Below are 22,850 nucleotides of genomic sequence, written 5' to 3'. Positions count from 1 at the left end.
TGCCACGAAGTTCGACGCACGCTCAGTGCAGCGTCGGACCCGAATTCGTGCGCGGCTCGCCTTCATCGTCGTCGTCTTCGTCTTCATCCGCGATGTGCAGGCCATCCGCGCCATGCGCGTGCTGATGCTCGATTTCGTCTTCGGTCGCCGTGCGCACTTCCTGCACCGACAACGCGAAACGCAGCGCCATGCCCGCGAGCGGATGATTGCCGTCGAGCACGACCTTGTCTTCCGCGACGTCCGTCACCGTGTAGATGAGCGTGTCGAGTTCGTCGTCGCTGTCTTCGGGCGCGCCTTCGAACTGCATGCCCACTTCGAGCGGCTCGGGAAAACGGCTGCGCTCTTCGATCTTCACGAGCTCGGGATCGTATTCGCCGAACGCGTCCTGCGGTTCGAGCTGGATCAGCGTTTCATAGCCGGGCTCGCGACCGTCCAGCGCTTCCTCGATCTTGGGGAACGTGCCATCATAGCCGCCGTGCAGATAGACCATCGGCTCGTCGCTTTCCTCGATCAGATTGCCTTGCGCATCCGATAGCTTGTACGCGACCGAAACGACAGTGTCTTTCGCAATTTTCATTGAATCCTCCAAGATACAAGCCTCGATTATACGATGCGTCAGCAGCCCTCAGACGTTACTCCTTTGCCTCAAAACAACCATTCCTTACCTTCCCGCGCGCCGCTTCCCGACGAAGTGTCGCCCTTGTTGGGCAACCGCACGCCGCGACAGTTCATGCGGCGCTACTGGCAGAAAAAACCGCTGCTGATTCGTCAGGCGGTGCCCGGCATCTCGGCGCCGCTTTCGCGCGACGAACTCTTCGAACTCGCCGATTCCGACGACGCCGAATCGCGCCTCATCACCCATTTTCGCAATACATGGAATCTGGAGCATGGGCCGTTCGCGCCCGACGAACTGCCATCGGTGAAAAAGCGTGATTGGACGCTGCTCGTGCAAGGCGTGAACCTGCATGACGATCGCGCGCACGCGCTGATGAATCTCTTTCGCTTTATCCCCGACGCGCGTCTCGACGATCTCATGATCTCCTACGCGACGGACGGCGGCGGCGTCGGCCCGCACTTCGACTCTTACGACGTGTTCTTGCTGCAGGTGCATGGCAAGCGCCGCTGGCGCATCGGCGCGCAGCGCGACCTTTCGCTAAAACCCGGTTTGCCGTTGAAAGTTTTACAGCACTTCGAGGCGGAAGAGGAATGGGTGCTGGAACCGGGCGACATGCTCTATCTGCCTCCGCATATCGCCCATGACGGCGTTGCCGAGGGCGAATGCATGACGTGCTCCATCGGCTTTCGTGCGCCGTCCGCGCATGAACTGACGGCGCAGTTCCTGTATCACCTGGCCGAACGTACCGGCGAGAAGGCCTCGGGCAAGGCGGACGCGCGTTATCGCGATCCTGCGCAGCCGCCCGTCGACACGCCCGCCGCGTTGCCGTCGCTTCTGGTCGAGCGGGTTGGCGCGATCCTTGCAAACGTCGACTGGAGTGATAAGGATATCGCCGAGTTTTTGGGCACTTACCTGAGCGAACCGAAAGCGAATGTGGTATTCGATCCGCCGACTCGCACGCTAAATGAGCAAAAATTTGTGGAGCGCGCGAAAAAGACGGGTATCAGGCTAGATAGAAAGACGATTTTGCTCTACAACACGCACTCGTATTTCGTTAATGGCGAAGCCGCTGCGTTATCCGCAAAGGCTAAAAAGTGGCTGCCCGAACTCGCCGATACCCGGCGTCTGGAGGCGAAACGCTTTGTAACACTTACAGGCGATTTGGCAATGACATCCTTGCTGCACGAGTGGTATCGTGCGGGCTGGATTCATACGGACTCATTGGCCTGAAACGCTTGACGTGAAAGCGCGTGAGAGCGTTCACAATACTGCGGTTTTGCTGTTCCGCAATACGAAAGTTTGTATGAGAAAGACAACGTACCGTCCCCTCATTTATCGACGGTCGTGACGAAAGTGCCTATAATTTCCGGCCAAGCCGTAGTTGGTCTCACACCAAAAAGAATTGTGAGGCTCCACAGCGGCCCAGGTCGGTGTTGGAGCACACATTACCGGTACTTTGCGCTGTTGCTTACCTTTAACCATAAAAGGACGTGATCATGAAGAAATCCCTCCTCGTAGCATCCCTGTTGGCTGCTGTTGCTCTGGCTGCATGCAACAAGTCTAGCGATACGGCTGCTCCGAGCGCTGCAAGCGATACGTCGGCTGCTTCGGCTCCGGCTGCTGCCGCTTCGGACGCTAACGCGGCTGCATCGAGCGCTTCGGCCGCTGCAAGCGACGCAGCTTCGGCTGCTGGCGCTGCTTCGGACGCTGCTGCTTCGGCTGCTGCTCCGGCATCGGGCGCAAGCCAGTAAGGCCTTCGGGTCTTACGCCAGCGCGTCAAGCCTGGCACAGGCCGCTCAATGCGGCCTGAAACAAAAAAACCGGCTCTTGGGCCGGTTTTTTTGTGCTTCCTTTCTTTGCACTTGTGGGGCGTACGCTTTAGCGCCGCGCGATCAAAGCGTGAGCCAGTCGAAGCCTTCCGCTTGCGTCGCTACGACGACATCCATCGCCGATGCGCCCAGCACCGCCGCCAGCGCCGCCTGGGCGAGATGCGGCAGGTTGTTCTGCTGACTGAGGTGCGCCGCCACCAGATGACGCAGCTTCGAACGATCCAGCGACGCGAGAATCGCGGCAGCCGCATCGTTGTTCAGATGCCCATGCGTCCCGCCGATGCGCGCCTTCAACGAAGCCGGGTATCGGCTCGCGGCAAGCATCGCAACATCGTGATTGGATTCGAGCACGAGCGCGTCGCAGCCGCTCAATACGCTCGTGATATGCGGTGTCGCCACGCCCACATCGGTCAGTACGCCTAGACGCTTTGCGCCGTCCGAGAAGACATATTGCAGCGGCTCGCGGGCATCGTGCGGAACGGTATAGGGCAGCACGCTGACATTGCCGATGGCGACGCTCTCATCGCCCCACAGCACGCGCAGATCGACCTTGCCTTCGTCCGCGCCCACGGCTTGCGCGGTGCCCCAACTCGTGTACAGCGGAATGGACCACTTGCGCGCCAGCGTCAGCGCGCTGCCGATGTGGTCCGTGTGTTCATGCGTGATGAAAATGGCGTCGAGCTGCTCGGCGCTCGTGCCGAGGCGAAGCAGACGACGCTCCACTTCCTTCGCGGAAAAACCGCAATCGAGCAGCACGCGCGTGGTGGTCGCGCCGCTCGTTGCTTCCACGAGCAATGCATTGCCTTCGCTGCCGCTGCCGAGACTGGCGAATCTCACAATCGCTTGCGCCTTCCGCCTAGTTCAACTGCGCGTGCAGCAACGACACGATGCGCTGCGCATCGGACGAGTTGTCCGGCTGGCCGTTCGCATCGACGACGGCGACCTGCGTCACCGCATCCGCCTTCGGACGCACGTTCACGAGGAACTGGCGCGTCGGTCGCGGCGTGTTGCTCGAGAACAGCTTGCCGAAGAGGCCTTCCTTCTTCAGCTCCGCCATGGAGTCCGAATAATGCACGTAGTAGATGCCCTTCTCGCGATCGCGATTGTCGACCGTGAAGTTGGTGCGATCGAGCGCGAGGCCCACGCGCAGCCACGCGCGATCGAACGGCTCGGCGAGATCGAGCGTCGACGTACCCGCCGTCTGCTCCACCGCCACTTTCGCGCCCGCCGGACGCGCCTGCGCGATCAGCTGCTTCGACTGGTCTTCGGTGAGACCGAACTTTTGCATCATCTTGGCGAGGAACGCGGCTTCGAGCGCCGGATTGCGCGGACGCGTCTCCCAGCGCGACGACGTCTTGTCCTGACCCGTCAGCACTTCTTCCATCGCGCTATGCGTGACGGAAATGTCCGTCGAGCCGTCCGACGCGCGATCGACCTGCGTGCGGAACATGTCGCGCGTGCCCGACGAATACGCGAAGTCGATCAGCTTGCCGACGCTCTTGCGGAACCAGTCGTCCGGAATGTTCGCGCGGTTCTCGGCCCAGTCGGTCGCCATGATGCCGGTCTGCGCGGAATCGGTCTTCAGCGTGAAGCCGTTCTCGGTCCAGAATTCCTGCAATTGCGGCCAGATCTGATCCGGCGTGCGGCCATCGACGACGAGCCAGCGGCGGTCGCCGTCGCTCTCGACGTGCATGCCGTACGGGTCTTGCGTCGTCGGCACGCCGAGCGTCAGGTTGCCGGCGGGCGTGGTGTTGCGCTGGGCGGCGCCGCCGAGCGTGTTGATCGGCGGCGGCGCGGCGTAGCGCTGGCTGATGTCGGCCGCGCTGAGGTCGGACGGCACGTTGAGGGCGGGCGCGGTTTCAGCCGCCTTGTAGTTGACGCGATCGGGCGCGAGCCAGTCGTTCAGCGTTTCGCAGCCCGCAAGCGAGAAGATGACGCCGGCGCCCAGCGACAGCACGCTCAGGCGTTTGGCTTGGGTAAGAAGAGCGGAATGTTTCATGAGGTCCTTCTTTGCTGCAGATAACGGCTGAAAACGCATTGCCCCGCGTCGGGCCCGCGCGTGGTGCGCGCGGGTCATCGAGGCCAATGAACGGCGATTGACGGTTGGCTCTTCGTGTCGGTCATATGCAGCGGCGCGTTCCTCTTCGGTTCATCGCGAGAGCCGCGATTCGCGCCGCCGCGCCCGATCAGGCGAGAAGCCCGGCGTCGCGCAGTGCGCCACGCACGACGTCGTGATAGCGCGCATCGAGCGGCGTGAGCGGCAGACGGATGCCGCCTTCCATGCGACCGAGCGCTTGCAGCGCCCACTTTGCCGGAATGGGATTCGACTCGCAGAACAGTTGCTTGTGCAGTTCCAGGAGACTCAAATGGATGCGGCGGGCGGTGATGGCGTCGCCGGCGAGCGCGGCGCGGCACAGTTCGCTCATCTGCTTCGGCGCGACGTTCGCCGTCACCGAGATGTTGCCGTGACCGCCCAGCAGCATCAGCGCGATGGCCGTGGGATCGTCGCCGGAGAGGATCGCGAAGTTCGCGGGCGCGTGCTTGATGAGATACGCCGCGCGATCGATGTTGCCGGTCGCTTCCTTCACGCCGATGATGCCCGGCACGTCAGCAAGACGCAGGATGGTTTCGTTGCTCATGTCGGCGACGGTGCGGCCCGGCACGTTATAGAGCAGCACGGGCAAGTCGACGGCTTCCGCGATGGCGCGGAAATGGCGGACCATGCCTTCCTGCGTCGGCTTGTTGTAATACGGCACGACTTGCAGCGTGGCGTCGGCGCCGACCTCTTTCGCGTGCTTCGAGAGTTCGATGGCTTCCGCCGTCGAATTCGCGCCTGCGCCCGCGATGATCGGAATGCGCTTCGCAGTGTGCTCGACCGCGGTTTGCACCATCAGGACGTGCTCTTCGACCGACAGCGTGGCCGATTCACCGCTCGTGCCCACGACGACCAGCCCGTTCGAGCCTTGTTCGACGTGCCAGTCGATCAGCTTTCGAAACGCCGCCAGATCGAGACTGCCGTCCTCGTGCATCGGAGTGACGATGGCAGGAATGCTGCCACGGATCTGGATGCCGCCGCTGGTACCGCTGCTAGTTCCGCTGCTAGTTCCGTTTGTCATGAAACTCTATGAATTTAATCGTAAATTTAATCGCAAAAAGCGATATTACGCGATTGTAGCGGATTAGCCGGCCAAATCGTAACGCGGCGGACCCGGGGGTGTGTTACCAATCGTGAGTGTATTTCCGGACGCGTCGGACGCCGTCGCTTCGCGGATCGCGCAGATTCGCTGCACAAAAGCGACGCGCGGCGTTTCCAGAAAACCGTCTTCGTAAGCGATCACGCGAAGACGCCCGCGCACCGCCTCCAACAACTCGCCGGCCTTGAGCAGAAACGCTGGATTGGAAGGCTTGCCGACGCTTTCGTTTCCGACTGCAAACGTCTCGTAAATAAGCACGCCGCCGGGCGCGAGCGCATCGATCAAATGCCCGAACAGCGGCCGATGCAGATAGTTCGTGACGACCACCGCCGCGAACGCGCGATCGGCGGGCAATGGCCACGGCGCGCCTTCGATATCCGCCGCGAGCGTCTCGATGCCCTCGCACGCGGACATCGACGCGAGCGCGTCGGCATCGCGATCGACGGCGAGCACCGCATGACCGCGCGCCGCGAGCCAGCGCGCATGCCGCCCGCTGCCCGATGCGACATCGAGCACCGGCGCACCCGGCGCGATGAGATGCGCCCAGCGCGTGACCCAGGCGCTCGGAATGCCGGCTTCCATCAGTTGTAGGAGAGGCCCATCGCCTCGCGCACGTCGCGCATCGTTTCGATAGCGAACTTGCGCGCCTTGTCGCAGCCATCGGCGACGATCGCGCGCAGCAGCGACGGGTCGTCCATGTACTTCTGCGCGCGTTCGAGCATCGGCTGCTGCTCGCGCAGAATGCCTTCGATCACCGGCTGCTTGCAGTCCAGGCAACCGATGCCCGCGCTGCGGCAGCCCTTCTGCACCCACTCGTGCGTGGCTTCGTCCGAATAGACCTGATGCAGTTGCCATACCGGGCACTTGTCCGGATCGCCCGGATCGGTGCGGCGCACGCGCGCGGGGTCGGTCGGCATGGTGCGGACCTTCTTCGTGATTGTCTCGGCGTCTTCGCGCAAGCCGATGGTATTGCCATACGACTTCGACATCTTCTGACCATCGAGGCCCGGCATGCGCGACGCTTCCGTCAGCAGCACCTGCGGTTCGACGAGAATGATCTTGCGCGCGCCTTCGAGATAGCCGAAAAGTCGCTCGCGATCGCTCATCGACAGGCTCTGCGATTCCTGCAGCATCGCGCGGGCTTGTTCGAGGGCTTCGGCGTCGCCTTCCTGCTGATACGCGACGCGCAACTCGTGATACAGCTTCGCGCGCTTGCCGCCGAGCTTCTTGGCGGCGTCGAGCGCCTTCTCCTCGAAGTCCGGCTCCTTGCCGTACAGATAGTTGAAGCGGCGCGCGATCTCGCGCGTCATTTCGACGTGCGGCACCTGATCTTCGCCCACCGGCACCAGCGACGCGCGATACAGCAGAATGTCCGCCGCCATCAGCACCGGATAGCCGAGGAAACCGTACGTCGAGAGATCCTTTTCTTTCAGCTTCTCGATCTGTTCCTTGTAGGTCGGCACGCGTTCGAGCCAGCCGAGCGGCGTGCCCATGCCGAGCAGAAGCGACAGTTCCGCATGCTCGGGCACGCGGCTCTGGATGAAGAGCGTCGCCTGCGCCGGGTCGATGCCCGATGCCAGCCAGTCGATCAGCACTTCCCAGACGTTTTTCTCGATGACCTCGGGCGTCTCGTAGTGCGTGGTGAGCGCGTGCCAGTCGACGACCGCGAAGAAGCACGGGTATTCGGATTGCAGCCGCACCCAGTTTTTCAGCACGCCGTGATAGTGGCCGAGGTGCAGCGATCCGGTGGGCCGCATGCCGGAGAAGATACGGTCAGGGAACATGATGTTATGGAAATAATGAAGCGAAAGGATTCAGAATGGCCGATACCGCCGCGTAACCGACGTTCACGAGCGGGCTCAGCCAGAAGCGCGTGAGCACGCCCGTCACGACGAGCGCCATCACGATGAAGAAACCGTAGGGTTCGAGCTTCGCGAACGCAATCGAAGCGCGTACGGGCAACAGCGCCATCAGCACGCGCCCGCCGTCGAGCGGCGGCAGCGGAAACAGATTGAGCACGCCGAGCACGAGATTCACGCCGACGCCCGCCGCGGCCATGCGCGTGAGAAACGCTTCGTCGACGTTGAAGGCTGCCAGCAGCACCGCGATCACGCCCCAGATGAGCGCCTGCACGAAATTGCTGCCGGGACCGGCGGCCGCGACCCACAAGCTGCCCCAGCGCGGATTGCGCAGGTTGCCGAAAGCAACCGGAACGGGCTTCGCGTAGCCGAACATGAACGCGCCGCTCGTGACGAAATACAGCACGATCGGAATCACGATGGTTCCGATCGGGTCGATGTGGCGCATCGGATTCATGGAAACGCGGCCGAGCACGTAGGCCGTGTTGTCGCCGAGCAGGCGCGCGGCGTAGCCATGCGCGGCCTCGTGCAGCGTGATCGCGAAGATCACCGGAAGCGCGTAGACCGCGATGGTTTGTATCAGAGAAGGATCCATGGGGCGATATTGTATCAAGCGGATTGCCGTCATCAGGCGCGCTTCGCCCGGCCCTTTCGCGATGTTTCGCCCGTTGGCCGTAGCCTTACGCCGCCAGCCCGAACGGCTCCAGGCTGCCCCGCCCCGCGCGCACGAGCACCGGATCGCCCGTGGAGAGATCGATCACCGTGGACGGCTCCGCGGGACACGCGCCCGAATCGATCACGAGTTCGATGCGCTTTTCCAGGCGCTCGCGGATTTCCTCGGCGTCGTTGAGCGGCTCGGTGTCGGGCGGCAGGATCAGCGTCGATGCGAGCAGCGGTTCGCCGAGCGCCTCGAGCAGCGCCAGCGTGATGGCGTGATCCGGCACGCGCAGCCCGATCGTCTTGCGCGACGGATGCGACAGCCTGCGCGGCACTTCTTTCGTCGCCTGGAGGACGAACACGTACGGCCCCGGCGTCACCGATTTGATGAGCCGGTATTGCCGGTTATCGACCATGGCGAAGTTGGCGAGCTCCGACAGATCGCGCACGAGCAGCGACAGCAGTTGCTTGTCGTCGATGCCGCGTATGCGCCGCAAGCGCTCGACGGCGTCCTTGTCGTCGAGATGGCAGGCGAGCGCGTAGCTCGAATCGGTCGGCAGCGCGACGATGCCGCCGTCGCGAATGATCTGCACCGCCTGATTGATGAGCCGCGGCTGCGGATTGTCCGGATGAATGCGAAAGAATTGGGACATGGCGACGCCTTCTTGTTCGGATCGTGTGCGCGGGTTCGATGCGTCCGCGCGTGCGCCATGAGACGCAAGGAGCATGCGCGCCGGCGCTTACAAGTCAGCGCTTACAGCCAGCGCTGCCACACGGGCTTCAGGTCCGGCGGCAGCGGCGGAAGCTGACCGAGATCGATGCGCCCTTCTCCCGGCGCGTGAAAGTCCGAGCCGCGCGACGCCTCGAAGCCGTATTTGCGCGCGACATCTGCGTACTCGCGATACTGGTCCGGCGTATGGCTGCCGGTGACGACTTCGATGGCCTTACCGCCCAGCTGGATGAACTCGTCGAACAGCGCGGCGAACTCGACCGGCGTGTAATCGTAGCGCCCCGGATGCGCAATGATCGGCTCGCCGCCCGCGTTGCGGATCCATCGCATGGCGTCCGCGAGCTTCGCCCAGCGATGCCCGACGAAGCCCGGCTTGCCGTCGCCGAGATAGCGCGCGAAAACGTCGGACGTGCTTTGCGCATAGCCCGCGTCCACCAGAAAGCGCGCGAAGTGCGTGCGCGAAATCATGTCGGGATCGTCGGTGTAGCGCAGCGCGCCTTCGTAGGCGTTCGGAATGCCGACCGCCGCGAGCGCTTCGCCGATCGCGACGCCGCGTGCCGCGCGTCCGTTGCGCGTCGATGCGAGCCCGTTGCGCAACTCTTCGTTCTCGGGATCGACGTTCATCCCGACGATATGCACCGTGCGTCCCGCCCACGTCACCGAAATCTCGACGCCCGCCAGATACCGCATGCCGAGCGCCTCGGCGGCCGCACGCGCTTCCCGCTGGCCGCCCAATTGGTCGTGATCCGTCAGCGACCACACCGTGACGCCGCCCGCGTGCGCGCGCGCCGCCACGTCGGCAGGCGAAAGCTGGCCGTCGGATACGGTGGAATGGCAATGCAGATCGGCGTTGATGGCAGTCGGGTTCATGGTCGTGATTTTACTTTAAGGGCGACAAACGTCGCTCCGGCCCGTTCACGCGCAGAACGACTCGATCAACGCAGCCACGCGCTCGGGCTGGTCGTGATGGATCATGTGTCCCGCGCCGCTCACGATTTCCTCGCGCCAGTCGGAGAAGGCGGAGAAGCGCGCCTTGAATTCGGCGATGGGCATGTCCGCGGCGAACCGCGCGAGCGTCGGCGACGCTTCAGCCTCGACGTGCAGCACCTTCGCCTGCACGCGCGACCAGACGGCCGTCACTTCGTCGAGGCGATACAACGTTGGGCTTCGCAGCTTGTGTGCCGGGTCGGCGAGCAGATGAAACGCGCCGTCCGCTTCCTGACGCGACCAGTGTTCCGCAAGAAAACGCGCCCGGGAGCGCGCCAGACGCGGATTCGTCTTGATCAGCCGATCGGCGACTTCATCGAGCGACGCGTAGCTGCGCAGGAACGGCGGCACGCGCAGTTCGTCGAGCCATCGCGCGATTGTGCCCGGCGACTGCGCAGCACGCGCCGCCGGCAGCCCGAAGCCTTCCAGATCGACGACGCGCCGCACTCGCTCCGGCCGCACGCCTGCGTAATGCATCGACACGTTCGCGCCCATGCTGTGCCCGACGAGATTCGCCTGGCCGGCGGGCGCGTAGTGATCCAGGAGCGCGTCGAGATCGGCGAGATAGTCGGGAAAGTAGTAATGCCCGCCGCCCCGTTGCGCCACGGGCCAGTCCGACAGACCGAAGCCGCGCGCGTCGGGCGCAAGCACTTGCCAGTCGCCGGCGAGCGCATCGACGACGAACTGGAACGACGCGGCCACGTCCATCCAGCCGTGCAGCATGAAGAGCATGGGCGCGTCGGGCGAACCCCAGCGGCGCACGTGCAGCCGCACGCTGCGCGCATCGACGAACTCGGAGCGCGATTCTTTCATCGTCCGGCCTCAATCGTGAAAAAGGATGATCGTTCGAGTATAGCGGCGACTTAGCATCGCGGCGACGCGTCAGGCGGAATCGTCGAGTCCGGCGAGCGCGCGCAGCTCGGCTTCGTCGAAACCCGCGTCGCGGCGCGCCTCGAAGTTGAACGGGCCGCGCAGCTTCGGCGCGTGATATTGCTCCGCGAGACGTTCGTAGGTCGCGTGCGGATCCAGCGAAGCGTTGCCGCACAGGAACCGAAACCAGCGATTGCCGATCAGCACGTGGCCGATTTCATCGCGGAGAATCACGTCGAGGATCGCGGCGGACGCGTGATCGCCCGCCTGCGCGAGCCGCTTTCGAATGGGCGGCGAGGCGTCGAGACCGCGCGCTTCGAGCGTGCGCGGCACGAGCGCCATGCGCGCGAGGACGTCGCCGCGCGTGCGCTGCGCCATGTCCCAGAGGCCGTCGTGCGCGGGGAAATCGCCGTATGCGTGACCGAACTCCGCGAGGCGCGCACTCAGGAGCGAGAAGTGATGCGCCTCTTCCGCCGCCACCTTCAGCCAGTCGACGTAGAAGTCGGCGGGCATCGACGGGAAACGCCAGACGGCGTCGAGCGCGAGGTTGATTGCGTTGAATTCGATATGCGCCAGCGCGTGCAGCAGCACCGCGCGCCCCGCTTCCGACTGCATCCCGCGGCGTTTCAGCGACGACGGTTCCACGAGTTCCGGCCGCGCGGGGCGTCCGGGCAAATCGCCGGGATCGGACAGCGCGAGCGCCGGATCGATGCGCGATTCGCCCGCCTGCACGCTGTCGTACAACGCACGCGCACGCGCCGCTTTGGACGCCGGATCGCGCTCGCGCAGGATCATCAGCGCGGCAAGGCGGGCGCACGGCGGCGGCGGAGCGAAATCAATATCGGGCGATGAGGAAACGTTCGGCATGGCAACGTCGATGAAAAAAAAGCAAACAAAGCACAAAAAAGGCGCGTCCGGCGGCGAAATCCCGCAAACGGCTAAAATGTTAAACCCGGCGGACAGCGCAAAGCGCGCGACGATCCGGGCGGCGCGAGGCGCGCATTGTAGCGCCGCGCGACCGGCATTCCACATCGAAGACCGAACGAGAAACCTGAGGAGACACCGTGGCAATCTACAAACTCGGCGACGACGCCCCCACCATCCACGAAAGCGTTTTTCTCGCGGATAGCGCGACGATCATCGGCCAGGTCACGCTTGAAGAAAACGCGAGTGTCTGGTTCGGCGCGGCGCTGCGCGGCGACAACGAGCCGATCGTCGTCGGGCGCGGCAGCAACGTGCAGGAAGGCGCGGTGCTGCACGCCGATCCGGGATTTCCCCTGACGATTGCGAACGATGTCACTGTCGGCCATCAGGCGATGCTGCACGGCTGCACCATCGGCGAAGGCTCGCTGATCGGAATTCAGGCCGTGGTCTTGAATGGTGCGGTAATCGGCCGCAATTGTCTGGTTGGCGCGGGCGCGATCGTCACCGAGGGCAAGGTTTTTCCCGACAACACGCTGATTCTCGGCGCGCCCGCGAAGGCGGTGCGCGAGATCGGCGAAGCGGACATCGCCCGCATGCGCGCGGCCACGGCAAGTTATGCCGACCGGCGCGAATACTATAAAGCGCAGCTCGTGCGCATCGGCTGAACGGCGGCGCTGCGCAAGACGCGGCGTCGCACGTTCCGCTTCAAACCCAAGGAAGAGTTGTGAACGACCAGTTGCAGAAATTCATGTTCAACGCGGCGCCCGTGCGCGGCGAAATCGTCTCGCTGCGCAACACGTGGCAGGAAGTGCTCGCGCGCCGCGCTTATCCGGCCGCCGTGCGCAACGTGCTCGGCGAAATGATGGCCGCGTGCGCCCTCTTGTCCGCGAACCTCAAGTTCGACGGCACGCTCGTCATGCAGATTTATGGCGATGGCCCCGTGAAGATGCTGGTCGTACAGTGCAACTCGAACCTGTCGCTGCGCGCGACGGCCAAGCTCGCCGAAGGCGCGGAAGGCGAGCTCGACAGCGACATGTCGCTCGCCGACCTGCTGAATCGCCACGGCCACGGCCGCTGCGTCATCACGCTCGATCCCGCCGACAAGAAGCCCGGCCAGCAGCCGTATCAGGGCATCGTGCCGCTGTCGGGCGAGCATGGGCCGCTCTCGTCGATGGCCGAAGTGCTGGAACATTACATGCATCACTCGGAGCAGCTCGACACGCGCATGTGGCTCGCGGCCGACACCGACCGCGCCGTCGGCGTGCTGCTGCAGAAGCTGCCGGGCGATGGCGGCATCGTCCCGCATCCGGGCGAACACGACGCCGATACGTGGCAGCGCGTGTGTCATCTCGGCAGCACGCTATCGACGGAAGAATTGCTGAAGGAAGAACCGGAAACGGTGTTTCGCCGCCTGTTCTGGCAAGAGAACGTGCAGCACTTCGAGCCCGCGCCCGCGCGCTTCCAGTGCACGTGCTCGCGCGAAAAGGTCGGCGGCATGCTGAAGATGCTCGGCCGCGAGGAAGTGGACAGCGTGATCGACGAACGCGGAGCCGTCGAAGTGCATTGCGAATTCTGCAATCAGCGCTACGAGTTCGACCCGGTCGACGTTGCGCAACTTTTTGTCGCAAAAGAGCTCTCACAGGGCGTAAGCCCCGCGTCCGGCCAGCGGCACTGAACGCCGTCGAAGCCTTAGTGCGCGTGCTTTCGAGCGTGCCGGGCGTATGCCGGATCGCCTGAACGGACGATCCGGCGCGCGTGGTTCGCAGAAGCTGCCGCGCGCTATGATGGAACTTTGTTTAGTTGTCCGACCGGCTGGAGGTCGCAAATGAAAAACGTCCCGTTCCTGTTGAAACTGTCGTCCGGCGTGGCCGCTGTGCTGCTCGTCGCGGGCTGCGTGATGGACCCGCCCGGCCCGTCGCCCATCTATAGCCGGCTGCCGAGCACGTCGACGAATGTGCAGCAGACGCTTACGCCCGAACAGGAGATGGAGCGCTACAACCAGATCGACAAGCAGGCGCTGGCCGAATCGCAGCAAGCGGCGACTGTCGGCAACAATGCGAAGATGATGTCGGGCTACTACACGCCGCCCGTCAGCGTGTACGGCGGCTATTCGAGCGGCGGCTGGGGCGGCCCTTACTGGGGAACGGGCATCGGTTTCGGAACGGGGTGGTAACGTTCCGGCAGAATAAAAAAATGGCGCAGTCGATGACTGCGCCATTTTTTTGCATCTATCCGGCGATGTCACTGCGCCGCGCCCTGCTTCTTCTTCGCCTCCTGGGCTTTATCCTTGCGCGCCTTGCGATCGAGATCGCGCAGTTCCTGCTTCGAACGCGATACCGGATTCGGCACCACACGCAGCGGCGCCGCCGATACCTGTCCGCGCGTCGAGCCGTTCATGCCGGGCGTGTTCGCCGAGTTGACCGGCGCCGTGGAATTGGGCGAGACGAACTGCACGAAGACCTCGCTGTCCTTCACCATGCCCATTTCATAGCGCGCGCGTTCCTCGACGGCGGCCGTGCCGGCTTGCAGGTCCTGCACTTCGCCTTGCACGCGCTCGTTGCGCAGTTTCAGGTTCGTGTTCTTGTCGGTCTGCTGCGCGAGTTGCTGCTGCAATTCGTGCACACGCAGCCAGCCGCCGTGTCCCCACCAGAGCGGGTATTGGATCAGCGCCAGCAACAAGACCAGAACGACAGTTACAAGCCGCATTCGAGTAGCCGAGATAAGCGCCGCCGGGCGGCTTCAGTGATTACCGAAGCCGGGCGGCGGCCAAAAAATAAAGCTAACGTCCTTATCGACTAAAGCGGCAAAAGCTTTAGCGCAAGTTGTAGAACGCCGACTTGCCGGGATAGCTTGCGATATCGCCGAGGTCTTCTTCGATACGCAGCAACTGGTTGTACTTCGAGATGCGATCGCTGCGCGACAGCGAACCGGTCTTGATCTGACCGGCGTTCAGGCCGACGGCGATATCCGCGATGGTCGAATCTTCCGTTTCGCCCGAGCGGTGCGAGATGACCGCCGTGTAGCCCGCGCGCTTCGCCATTTCGATAGCCGCGAAGGTTTCCGTCAGCGTGCCGATCTGGTTGATCTTGATGAGGATCGAGTTAGCGATGCCGCGCTCGATGCCTTCCTTCAGGATGCGCGTGTTGGTCACGAACAGGTCGTCGCCGACGAGCTGCACTTTCTTGCCCAAGCGATCGGTCAGCGTCTTCCAGCCGTCCCAGTCGCTTTCGTGCATGCCGTCTTCGATCGAGACGATCGGGAACTTGTCGGCGAGCGTCGCGAGATAGTCGGTGAATTCGCCCGACGAAAGCTGCAGGCCTTCGCCCGCGAGCTGGTACTTGCCGTCGTGATAGAACTCGCTCGCCGCGCAATCGAGCGCGAGCAGCACGTCTTCACCCGCGCGATAGCCCGCCTTCTCGATGGCCTGGAGAATGGTCGACAGGCATTCGTCGTTGCTGCCGAAGTTCGGCGCGAAGCCGCCTTCGTCGCCGACCGCCGTGCTCATGCCGCGATCCGACAGGATCTTCTTGAGCGCATGGAACACTTCCGCGCCGCAACGCAGCGCTTCGCGGAACGTCGGCTGGCTCACCGGCACGATCATGAATTCCTGGATGTCCAGGCTGTTGTTCGCGTGCGCGCCGCCGTTGACGATGTTCATCATCGGCACCGGCAGTTGCATGGCGCCCGAGCCGCCGAAATAGCGATACAGCGGCAGGCCGGCTTCTTCGGCGGCTGCCTTGGCGACCGCCATCGACACGGCGAGCAGCGCGTTCGCGCCGAGGCGCGACTTGTTCTCGGTGCCGTCGAGCTCGAGCAGGGTCTTGTCGAGGAAGGCTTGTTCCGAGGCGTCGAGGCCCATGATGGCTTCGGAAATCTCGGTGTTGATGTGTTCAACCGCTTTCAGCACGCCCTTGCCGCCGTAACGGCCGGCTTCGTCGTCGCGCAGTTCGATGGCTTCGCGCGATCCGGTGGAGGCGCCCGACGGCACTGCGGCGCGGCCCATCGTGCCCGATTCGAGCAATACGTCGCACTCGACGGTGGGGTTGCCTCGCGAATCGAGAATCTCGCGGCCGATGATATCTACGATAGCACTCATGGTTTCCTCAAATTGACGATGAATTCTGTCGGTCACGATGAAGCGGTGATGCGCGCTTCATTTGGCTTCGCTCAGACCTTCTGACGGCTGCCCGGTTCGCGTCTCATTTCACGCGACCCTTCTTGTTCTGTTCTTCCGAAGACGGACGCCGACCGCGAGGCGCCCGCCCGTTGCTCAGTTGAAGTCGTTCTCGAGGAACGGGCCGCTCTTCACCGCGCGATCGAGCGCGACGAGCGTTTCGAGCAGCGCTTCCATGCGATGCAGCGGCACCGCGTTCGGGCCGTCCGACTTCGCGCACGCGGGATCGGGATGCGTCTCCATGAAGACCCCCGCGACACCCGTGGCCACCGCCGCGCGCGCCAGCACCGGCACGAACTCGCGCTGGCCGCCCGAACTCGTTCCCTGCCCGCCCGGCAACTGCACGGAATGCGTCGCGTCGAATACTACCGGCGCGTTCGTTTCGCGCATGATCGCGAGCGCACGCATATCGGACACGAGGTTGTTATAACCGAACGACACGCCGCGCTCGCACGCCATGAAGCGGTCTTCGGACAGACCCGCTTCACGCGCCGCGTCGCGCGCCTTGTCGATCACGTTCTTCATGTCGTGCGGCGCGAGAAACTGGCCCTTCTTGATGTTGACCGGCTTGCCCGAGCGCGCGCACGCGTGGATGAAATCGGTCTGGCGGCACAGGAATGCGGGCGTTTGCAGCACGTCCACGACCGATGCGACCGCCTCGATCTCATGTTCGGCATGCACGTCCGTCAGAACGGGCACGCCGAGCTGCTTCTTCACTTCGCCGAGGATGCGCAAGCCTTCGTCCATGCCGAGGCCGCGAAACGACTTGCCCGAACTGCGGTTCGCCTTGTCGTAGGACGACTTGTAGATGAACGGCACGCCGAGCTTCGACGTGATTTCCTTCAACCGCCCGGCGACGTCGATGGTCATCTGCTCCGATTCGACGACGCACGTACCCGCGATCAGAAAGAACGGCTGGTCGAGCCCCGCTTCGAAATGACACAGCTTCATGCCTGCGCTCCTGCCGTTGCGGCGACGTTTGCACTACCCTTCGCGTCGCCGGCTGCGAGCGAATGATCGCGCGCCGCTTCGACGAACGCCTTGAAGAGCGGATGCCCGTCGCGCGGCGTCGAGGTGAACTCGGGGTGGAACTGCACGCCGACGAACCACGGATGCAGCGATTGCGGCAATTCCATCATTTCGGGCAGATCCTCGCTCGGCGTACGCGCGCTGATGATAAGCCCGCCCGCTTCCAGTTGCGGCACGAAACGGTTATTCACTTCATAACGGTGACGATGACGCTCGTTCACATCCGTGCCGTAGATGCGTTCGGCCATGGTGCCGGGCTTGATCGGGCACTTTTGCGACCCGAGGCGCATGGTGCCGCCGAGATCCGATTCTTCGGTGCGCTTTTCGATACGGCCCGCGCGGTCGTACCACTCGGTGATGAGCGCGACGACGGGATTCGTGGTGTCGGAATCGAACTCGGTGCTGTTCGCGTCGGCGAGACCGGCGACGTCACGCGCGAATTCGATGACCGCGAGCTGCATGCCGAGGCAGATGCCGAGATACGGCGTCTTCGATTCGCGCGCATAGCGGATGGCCTTGATCTTGCCTTCCGTGCCGCGACGGCCGAAACCGCCCGGCACCAGCACGGCGTCGAGGTGCTCCAGCGCGCCCGTGCCTTCGGCTTCGATCTGCTCGGAATCGAGATATTCGATGTTGACCTTCGTCGACGTATGGATAGCCGCGTGGCGCAGCGCCTCGATCAGCGACTTGTACGACTCGGTCAGCTCGACATACTTGCCGACCATGCCGATGGTCACTTCGTTCTTCGGATGCTCGAGCTTCTCGACGAGGTCCGACCACATCTTCAGGTCGGCCGGCGGCGGCGAGAGCTTCAGTGCTTCGCAGATGATGTCGTCGAGATGCTGGTCGTTCAGCATCTGCGGAATCTTGTAGATGCTGTCCGCGTCCCACACGGAAATGACCGCGTCTTCGGGCACGTTCGAGAACATCGAGATCTTGGCGCGCTCGTCGTCGGGAATCGGGCGGTCCGCGCGGCACAGCAGCACGTTCGGATAGATACCGATTTCGCGCAGCTTCTGCACGCTGTGCTGCGTCGGCTTGGTCTTGAGCTCGCCCGCGGTGGCGATGAACGGCACGAGCGTCAGGTGCACGAAGCACGCGCTGTTGCGGCCCATGCGCAGGCTCATCTGACGCGCGGCTTCGAGGAACGGCAGCGATTCGATGTCGCCCACGGTGCCGCCGATCTCGACGATCGCGACATCCGGCTGGCCGCACGTGGCCGCGGCCGCGCCGCGCTCGACGAACGCCTGGATTTCATTGGTGATGTGCGGAATGACCTGCACCGTCTTGCCGAGATACTCGCCGCGGCGTTCCTTGCGGATCACCGATTCGTAGATCTGGCCCGTGGTGAAGTTGTTGGCCTTGCGCATCTTCGTGCTGATGAAGCGCTCGTAATGGCCGAGGTCGAGGTCGGTCTCCGCGCCGTCTTCCGTCACGAACACTTCGCCGTGCTGAAACGGGGACATCGTGCCGGGGTCGACGTTGATGTAGGGATCGAGCTTGAGGAGGGTGACTTTCAGACCGCGCGATTCGAGGATCGCGGCGAGGGAGGCGGCGGCAATACCCTTGCCGAGGGAAGAAACTACGCCGCCGGTGACGAATACATATTTGGTCATCGCTAGATGCTCGCGGGAAAAACGGATTATACCGTAAAGGCCGTCCGCGACCTACCGCCCGACCGGGGGAAACCCGCATCTCGCGCGCTTCTTTTAACGCGATTCATACCGGCTGCGTCGGGTTCGTTTTGCGTCATCGCTGCATGGCGACGATGAGCCGCCGCACCGCGCGCGCCGTCTCGATGGGCCGCTCCATCGGAAAGAGATGGCTGCCTTCGATCCACTCCACGTGCTCGCCCGCGATGCGCCGCGTCATCGCGAGTCCGACCTGCCGCACTTCCGTGGAATGCGTGCCCGCGACGAACCCGACCGGCACCGGCGCGCCATGCGCGAGCCGCGCGCCGAGCGTATGCGGCAGCGTGCGGTAGATGAGGTATTCGACTTGCCGGTCGAAGGCGAGCGTGCGCGTGCCGTCGGCGTGCGTCGAAGGCATGCCGAAGTCGATGTAATCCGAGAGCATCCGCTCGTCCCATCGCGCGAACGCGGGTTTTGCGCGGAAATGACGCCACGCTTCGTCGCGGCTCGCCCAGCGCGTGCGCCGCTTTTTCGTCGCGGCGGCGGGCGACAGGCGTTCGTCGAGCCCGGTTCGCTGCATCGCGCGCAGAAGGCCGCTGCGCCAGCCCGCGATGACCGGCGAATCCAGCATGACGACGCCCTTCACCCACTGCGGGCGCTTGATCGCCGCCATCAGCGACAGATAGCCGCCGAGCGAATGCCCGACGAGCCACACTTTCGGATGCGCGCCGCCCGCTGCTTCGCGGTGGCGGCTCATGTCGTCGATGAGTTCGTCGACGAGATAGGGCCAGTCGCGCGTCACGGGAAAGCGCGGGTCGTGGCCGTACCGTTCGATGCTGCGGATCTCGTAATCGTCGGCGAGTTCGGCGAATACCGTGCGATACGTCGACGCCGGAAAGCCGTTCGCGTGCGAGAAATGGATGATGTCCTTCAAGCGGGTCCTTTTTTATTGGCTCATCCAGTAGCGTGCGTGCGTTTGCCGGAAGCGTTCGAGCACGATGTCCGAGCCCATGTCGATGCGCGCCGCGCCGTCCTCGTCGCTGCGCGTGAGCGCGATGCCCCGCATGCGATAGCGCGCGTACACCGTCGGGTTCGGATGATGAAAACGGTTGCGATAGCCTACCTGAAATACCGCGGCGAGCGGCCCGACAGAATCGAGGAAAGGCTCGGTTGATGACGTGCGGCTGCCGTGATGCGGAACGATGAGGACATCGGCGCGCAACGCGGATGGATCGCGCGCGAGAAGCGTCCGTTCGACGTCGGCTTCGATGTCGGCGGTGAAAAGCGCGACGCGGCCCGCTGCGTTTGTCACCTTGAGCACGCACGCCTGATGATTCGGCTTGCCGGTCAGCGGGCCGGCGTCCGGCCAAAGCACGCGGAATTCGACGCTGTCCCATGTCCAGCGCTGGCCCGCCGCGCAGCGCAGCGTGTCGCTGCCGCGCTTGCCGGCGTTGGACCAGAGCCCGTCGCTCGAGGGAAGCGATGCGAGCAGTTGCCGCACGCCGATCGATTGCAGCACCGCCGGCGCGCCGCCCGAATGGTCGGAATCGGAATGGCTGATGACGAGCGCATCGAGCGAATGCAGGCCCGCCGCGAGCAGATACGGCGCGACGATGCGCTCGCCGGCGTGCGTCGATTCGGGGCCGGGGCCGGCATCGAAGAGCAGCGCGTGCTTCTCCGTTTCGACGACGAGCGCCGAACCCTGGCCGATATCGAGCGCCGTGATGCGGAACGCGCCGTGCGCAGCGACGTGCGGCGCGGGTGCGGGCGCGAGCAGCGGCAGCCAGGTCAGCGGCGCGGCGAAGCGCAACGGCCAGCCGCGCGGCGCGAGCGCCCACGCGCTTCCGGCGAGCGCGGCCACGAGCGCGAACGGCGTCGGCTGCGGCAGATGCCAGAGGAACCACGCGGGGCCGGCATCGGCGAAGCGCGCGAGGGCATCGCAGAGAACGGAAAGCGCGGCATGGGCTAAGTGGAACGCGGGCGCATCGATGGGCGCAGGAAGGATCAGGCCGGCGAGCGTCGCGGGCGTGACGACGAAGCTCGTCCACGGGATCGCGATTGCATTGGCGAGCGGACCGATCAGCGGGATTTGCGAGAACCAGTAAGCGGTCAGCGGCGCGAGTGCGAGCGTGACGGCGTATTGGACGCGGGCACTTGATTTGATGTGAGCGTGCAGTTTGAAAGCCGCGCGGCGCCATGCCGATGCAAGGCGTTTTCGCTTCGATGTTGCAGCGATCGGTCGCGCGGCTTGATTCGATACGCTCTCGACTTCGTCCGGCAATATCGGATCGCGCGCCTCGAGGCCTGCCAGCCAATCGTCGTCATCATCCACTCGCGCTTTCGACGCCCGCCTGCCGTACGCCGCGATCGCGTGCAAAATCGCCGCCACCGCGCAGAAGGACAGCCAGAATCCGGGCGATGTCACCGCCCACGGATCGACGATCAGCACGAGCGCGAGCGCCCACGCGAGCACGAGCGACGACGCCGGCCGCCGCCCGCCGACATACGCGACGGCGAACACCAGCAGCATCCACAACGTGCGCTGCGCGGGCACATTGAAGCCGGCGAGCGCGGCATACACCGCCGCGAACGATGCCGCGCCGAACGCCGCGACCTTCGGCGTGGCGAGCCACAGCGGCCCCGGCAAGCCGCGCCACGCGATGCGCCGCCACACGAAGCCGCAAGCCAGCGCCGCCAGTCCCGCGACGAATCCGATATGAAGCCCCGAGATCGCGACGAGATGACTCGTGCCGGTCGCGCGCATGACGGCCCAGTCGTCGTCGCTGACGGATGCCTGCGCGCCCACCGCCAGCGCGACGATGATCCCGCGATGCGGCGCATCGCCGAGCACGGTCTCGATGCGATCGCGGATATGCGCCCGCCATCGGTCGATGGCAAGGCGCGGACCGATGGCATCGGCGTGAAGCCTGCGCGGCGCACGCGTGAGCGACACCGATCCCGTCGCGCGAATGCCCTGCTCAAGGAGGCTCACTTCGCCATCGCGCAACAGGAAATTGGCGTTGGCATGCGGGCGCTTGAGCCGCGCGGTCAGCGTCCAGCGCTGACCCGCGCGAAGCGCAGGCGCAACGAGCGGCGCGGTGGGCGCCCAAAGCAGCCGGACGATGTGCGGAAAGTCGCGCAGCCCCGCCCCGTTCGCTTCGACCTCGAAAAGAAACCGCGTGCCCTCCTCTTGCGGCTCCGGCAATCCGCGCACGAAGCCGGTCATTTCGATATCGCGCTGCTCGTATTCAACCGGCAAATGCGGCTGCAAGCGCACTTCGGCACGCAACGCCGCATACGCGAATCCCGCGACGATCGCCGCCAGCACGAACACGCGAACGCCGAAACGACGCCTCGCCATGACCGCGACGCTGAAAATCAGGAAGCACATTCCCCAGCCGCGCCAGCCCGGCAAATCCGCCTGTTGCTGCAGCCACCAGACGCCCAACGCAAACCCCAGCAATACCGCACGCACGCTTTCCTCTTCCATCGTCGAGACGAACGCATTCGCTTCGGATAACGTTAGCCATCCGAATCGAATGCAACTTGCCGACGATTATGAAGAAGCGAGCGCGAGCCGGGGCAGCGCCGCGTGAGCGTTAGCCGTTGTGCCTATGGAAAGCGCGTTTTCGTCGATGCCGCGCAGCTCCGCCAGCACCTTCGCGATGCCCGCGACCTGATCCGGCGTGTTGCGTCCCTTGTAGCGCCAGGCCGGCGCGATATCGGGCGCATCGGTTTCGAGCACGATCGCATCGAGCGGAAGTTCCGCCGCCAGCCGCCGGATCTGCCGCGCGCGCTCAAAAGTGAGATTGCCGCCGAAGCCGAGATGCATGCCCTGCGCGATGAACGCCTCGGCCTGCTGGAAGCTGCCGTTGAACGCATGCGCGATGCCGCAATGAATGTCGTGCACGCGCAAGCCCTTCAGCACCTTGTCCTGCGACTTGCGCACGTGGCAAATGACCGGCAGACCGAATTCGCGCGCGAGCTTCAGTTGCTCGTAGTAGAAGAACTGCTGACGCGCGTCGTCGAGCGTCGGCACGAAATAATCCAGCCCGATTTCGCCGATGCCGACAAAACGCGGATCGTCGAGGCTCGCGGCGATCTGGTCGCGCAGCACGCGCAGGTCGTCGTCGGTGGCGCGCGGCGTGAAAAGCGGATGGATGCCGAGCGCATATGCCCCGCCTTTCACGCGATGCGCGAGCGCGCGCACCGTATCGAAGTTCGCGCGCTCGACGCCGGGAATCACGATACGCCGCACGCTCGCATCGAACGCCGCGCGGGCGACGTCGTCGCGGTCCGCGTCGAACTCCGAGGCATCGAGATGACAGTGCGTATCGATCCACATGGCGT

23 protein-coding genes are annotated in these 22,850 nt (G+C 64.2%); 5 read left to right on the top strand and 18 right to left on the bottom strand.

The features are described 5' to 3' along the window. Positions 1–22: 22 nt before the first annotated feature. Positions 23–577, bottom strand: coding sequence for an FKBP-type peptidyl-prolyl cis-trans isomerase (locus tag AWB72_RS22160; RefSeq protein WP_040051534.1), 555 nt, complete (start codon positions 575–577; stop codon positions 23–25). Positions 578–610: 33 nt separating this feature from the next. Here AWB72_RS22160 and AWB72_RS22155 point away from each other — a divergent pair, with 33 nt between their 5' ends. Both AWB72_RS22155 and AWB72_RS29510 read left to right on the top strand, forming a co-directional pair. Beyond that, positions 611–1,846, top strand: a complete 1,236-nt coding sequence (locus AWB72_RS22155) for a cupin domain-containing protein (protein ID WP_040051533.1) — start codon at positions 611–613, stop codon at positions 1,844–1,846. Between the two features lie 266 nt (positions 1,847–2,112). Continuing rightward, positions 2,113–2,367: a hypothetical protein gene (locus AWB72_RS29510; protein ID WP_084592983.1), complete on the top strand. Its 255-nt coding sequence runs from the start codon at positions 2,113–2,115 to the stop codon at positions 2,365–2,367. Positions 2,368–2,508: 141 nt separating this feature from the next. Here the strand turns inward: AWB72_RS29510 and AWB72_RS22140 are convergent, their stop codons facing one another. From AWB72_RS22140 to AWB72_RS22095, 10 genes are all read right to left on the bottom strand, one after another. Next, entirely contained in the window at positions 2,509–3,282 is a 774-nt protein-coding gene (locus AWB72_RS22140; RefSeq protein WP_040051532.1) for an MBL fold metallo-hydrolase, read from the bottom strand. Positions 3,283–3,301: 19 nt separating this feature from the next. After that, the gene (gene bamC / locus AWB72_RS22135) at positions 3,302–4,444 is read right to left on the bottom strand and encodes an NlpB/DapX family lipoprotein (protein WP_040051531.1); all 1,143 of its coding nucleotides are present in this window, start codon (positions 4,442–4,444) and stop codon (positions 3,302–3,304) included. Between the two features lie 187 nt (positions 4,445–4,631). After that, entirely contained in the window at positions 4,632–5,561 is a 930-nt protein-coding gene (gene dapA, locus AWB72_RS22130) for a 4-hydroxy-tetrahydrodipicolinate synthase (protein ID WP_040051530.1), read from the bottom strand. Between the two features lie 63 nt (positions 5,562–5,624). Next, a complete protein-coding gene (locus AWB72_RS22125) occupies positions 5,625–6,221 on the bottom strand; it encodes a class I SAM-dependent methyltransferase (protein ID WP_052449984.1) in 597 nt (198 codons plus the stop codon). Continuing rightward, a complete protein-coding gene (locus AWB72_RS22120; RefSeq protein ID WP_040051529.1) occupies positions 6,221–7,423 on the bottom strand; it encodes a tryptophan--tRNA ligase in 1,203 nt (400 codons plus the stop codon). The genes AWB72_RS22125 and AWB72_RS22120 overlap by 1 nt, the downstream gene beginning before the upstream one ends. A 4-nt stretch (positions 7,424–7,427) precedes the next feature. After that, the gene (locus tag AWB72_RS22115) at positions 7,428–8,093 is read right to left on the bottom strand and encodes a site-2 protease family protein (protein WP_040051528.1); all 666 of its coding nucleotides are present in this window, start codon (positions 8,091–8,093) and stop codon (positions 7,428–7,430) included. Positions 8,094–8,178: 85 nt separating this feature from the next. Beyond that, entirely contained in the window at positions 8,179–8,808 is a 630-nt protein-coding gene (locus AWB72_RS22110) for an L-threonylcarbamoyladenylate synthase (RefSeq protein WP_040051632.1), read from the bottom strand. 101 nt (positions 8,809–8,909) lie between these two features. Then, entirely contained in the window at positions 8,910–9,755 is an 846-nt protein-coding gene (locus tag AWB72_RS22105; protein WP_208863168.1) for a 3',5'-nucleoside bisphosphate phosphatase, read from the bottom strand. A 45-nt stretch (positions 9,756–9,800) separates the two neighbouring features. Continuing rightward, complete coding sequence (locus AWB72_RS22100) at positions 9,801–10,685, bottom strand: alpha/beta fold hydrolase (protein WP_040051527.1); 885 nt, start codon at positions 10,683–10,685, stop codon at positions 9,801–9,803. Between the two features lie 69 nt (positions 10,686–10,754). Further along, the gene (locus AWB72_RS22095) at positions 10,755–11,609 is read right to left on the bottom strand and encodes a ferritin-like domain-containing protein (protein WP_040051526.1); all 855 of its coding nucleotides are present in this window, start codon (positions 11,607–11,609) and stop codon (positions 10,755–10,757) included. Between the two features lie 197 nt (positions 11,610–11,806). Here AWB72_RS22095 and AWB72_RS22090 point away from each other — a divergent pair, with 197 nt between their 5' ends. The 3 genes from AWB72_RS22090 to AWB72_RS22080 all read left to right on the top strand — a co-directional run bounded on the left by AWB72_RS22090 (position 11,807) and on the right by AWB72_RS22080 (position 13,839). Beyond that, a complete protein-coding gene (locus tag AWB72_RS22090; RefSeq protein WP_040051525.1) occupies positions 11,807–12,331 on the top strand; it encodes a gamma carbonic anhydrase family protein in 525 nt (174 codons plus the stop codon). Between the two features lie 59 nt (positions 12,332–12,390). Beyond that, a complete protein-coding gene (gene hslO, locus AWB72_RS22085; RefSeq protein WP_040051524.1) occupies positions 12,391–13,341 on the top strand; it encodes an Hsp33 family molecular chaperone HslO in 951 nt (316 codons plus the stop codon). Positions 13,342–13,491: 150 nt separating this feature from the next. Then, positions 13,492–13,839 carry a hypothetical protein gene (locus AWB72_RS22080; protein ID WP_040051523.1) on the top strand — a complete coding sequence of 116 codons (348 nt, stop codon included), beginning with the start codon at positions 13,492–13,494 and terminating at the stop codon, positions 13,837–13,839. 68 nt (positions 13,840–13,907) lie between these two features. Here AWB72_RS22080 and ftsB read toward each other — a convergent pair whose 3' ends face one another. The 7 genes from ftsB to AWB72_RS22045 form a co-directional block, all read right to left on the bottom strand. Beyond that, positions 13,908–14,372 carry a cell division protein FtsB gene (ftsB, locus tag AWB72_RS22075; RefSeq protein ID WP_040051522.1) on the bottom strand — a complete coding sequence of 155 codons (465 nt, stop codon included), beginning with the start codon at positions 14,370–14,372 and terminating at the stop codon, positions 13,908–13,910. A gap of 106 nt (positions 14,373–14,478) precedes the next feature. After that, on the bottom strand, positions 14,479–15,762 hold the full coding sequence (gene eno, locus AWB72_RS22070; protein WP_040051521.1) for a phosphopyruvate hydratase: 1,284 nt from the start codon (positions 15,760–15,762) through the stop codon (positions 14,479–14,481). A gap of 174 nt (positions 15,763–15,936) precedes the next feature. Then, positions 15,937–16,791 carry a 3-deoxy-8-phosphooctulonate synthase gene (gene kdsA, locus AWB72_RS22065; protein WP_040051520.1) on the bottom strand — a complete coding sequence of 285 codons (855 nt, stop codon included), beginning with the start codon at positions 16,789–16,791 and terminating at the stop codon, positions 15,937–15,939. After that, positions 16,788–18,485 carry a CTP synthase gene (gene pyrG / locus AWB72_RS22060; protein WP_040051519.1) on the bottom strand — a complete coding sequence of 566 codons (1,698 nt, stop codon included), beginning with the start codon at positions 18,483–18,485 and terminating at the stop codon, positions 16,788–16,790. Before pyrG ends, kdsA begins: the two co-directional genes overlap by 4 nt. A gap of 133 nt (positions 18,486–18,618) precedes the next feature. Next, on the bottom strand, positions 18,619–19,434 hold the full coding sequence (locus AWB72_RS22055) for an alpha/beta fold hydrolase (protein ID WP_040051518.1): 816 nt from the start codon (positions 19,432–19,434) through the stop codon (positions 18,619–18,621). Positions 19,435–19,446: 12 nt separating this feature from the next. After that, positions 19,447–21,975, bottom strand: a complete 2,529-nt coding sequence (locus AWB72_RS22050; protein ID WP_040051630.1) for a ComEC/Rec2 family competence protein — start codon at positions 21,973–21,975, stop codon at positions 19,447–19,449. A gap of 81 nt (positions 21,976–22,056) precedes the next feature. Further along, positions 22,057–22,845, bottom strand: a complete 789-nt coding sequence (locus AWB72_RS22045; RefSeq protein WP_040051517.1) for a TatD family hydrolase — start codon at positions 22,843–22,845, stop codon at positions 22,057–22,059. Between the last annotated feature and the right edge of the window lie 5 nt (positions 22,846–22,850).

Origin of the sequence: Caballeronia concitans (assembly GCF_001544615.1) — a bacterium.
Lineage (GTDB): Bacteria > Pseudomonadota > Gammaproteobacteria > Burkholderiales > Burkholderiaceae > Caballeronia > Caballeronia concitans.
This window is presented reverse-complemented; position numbering and strand designations above follow the sequence as displayed.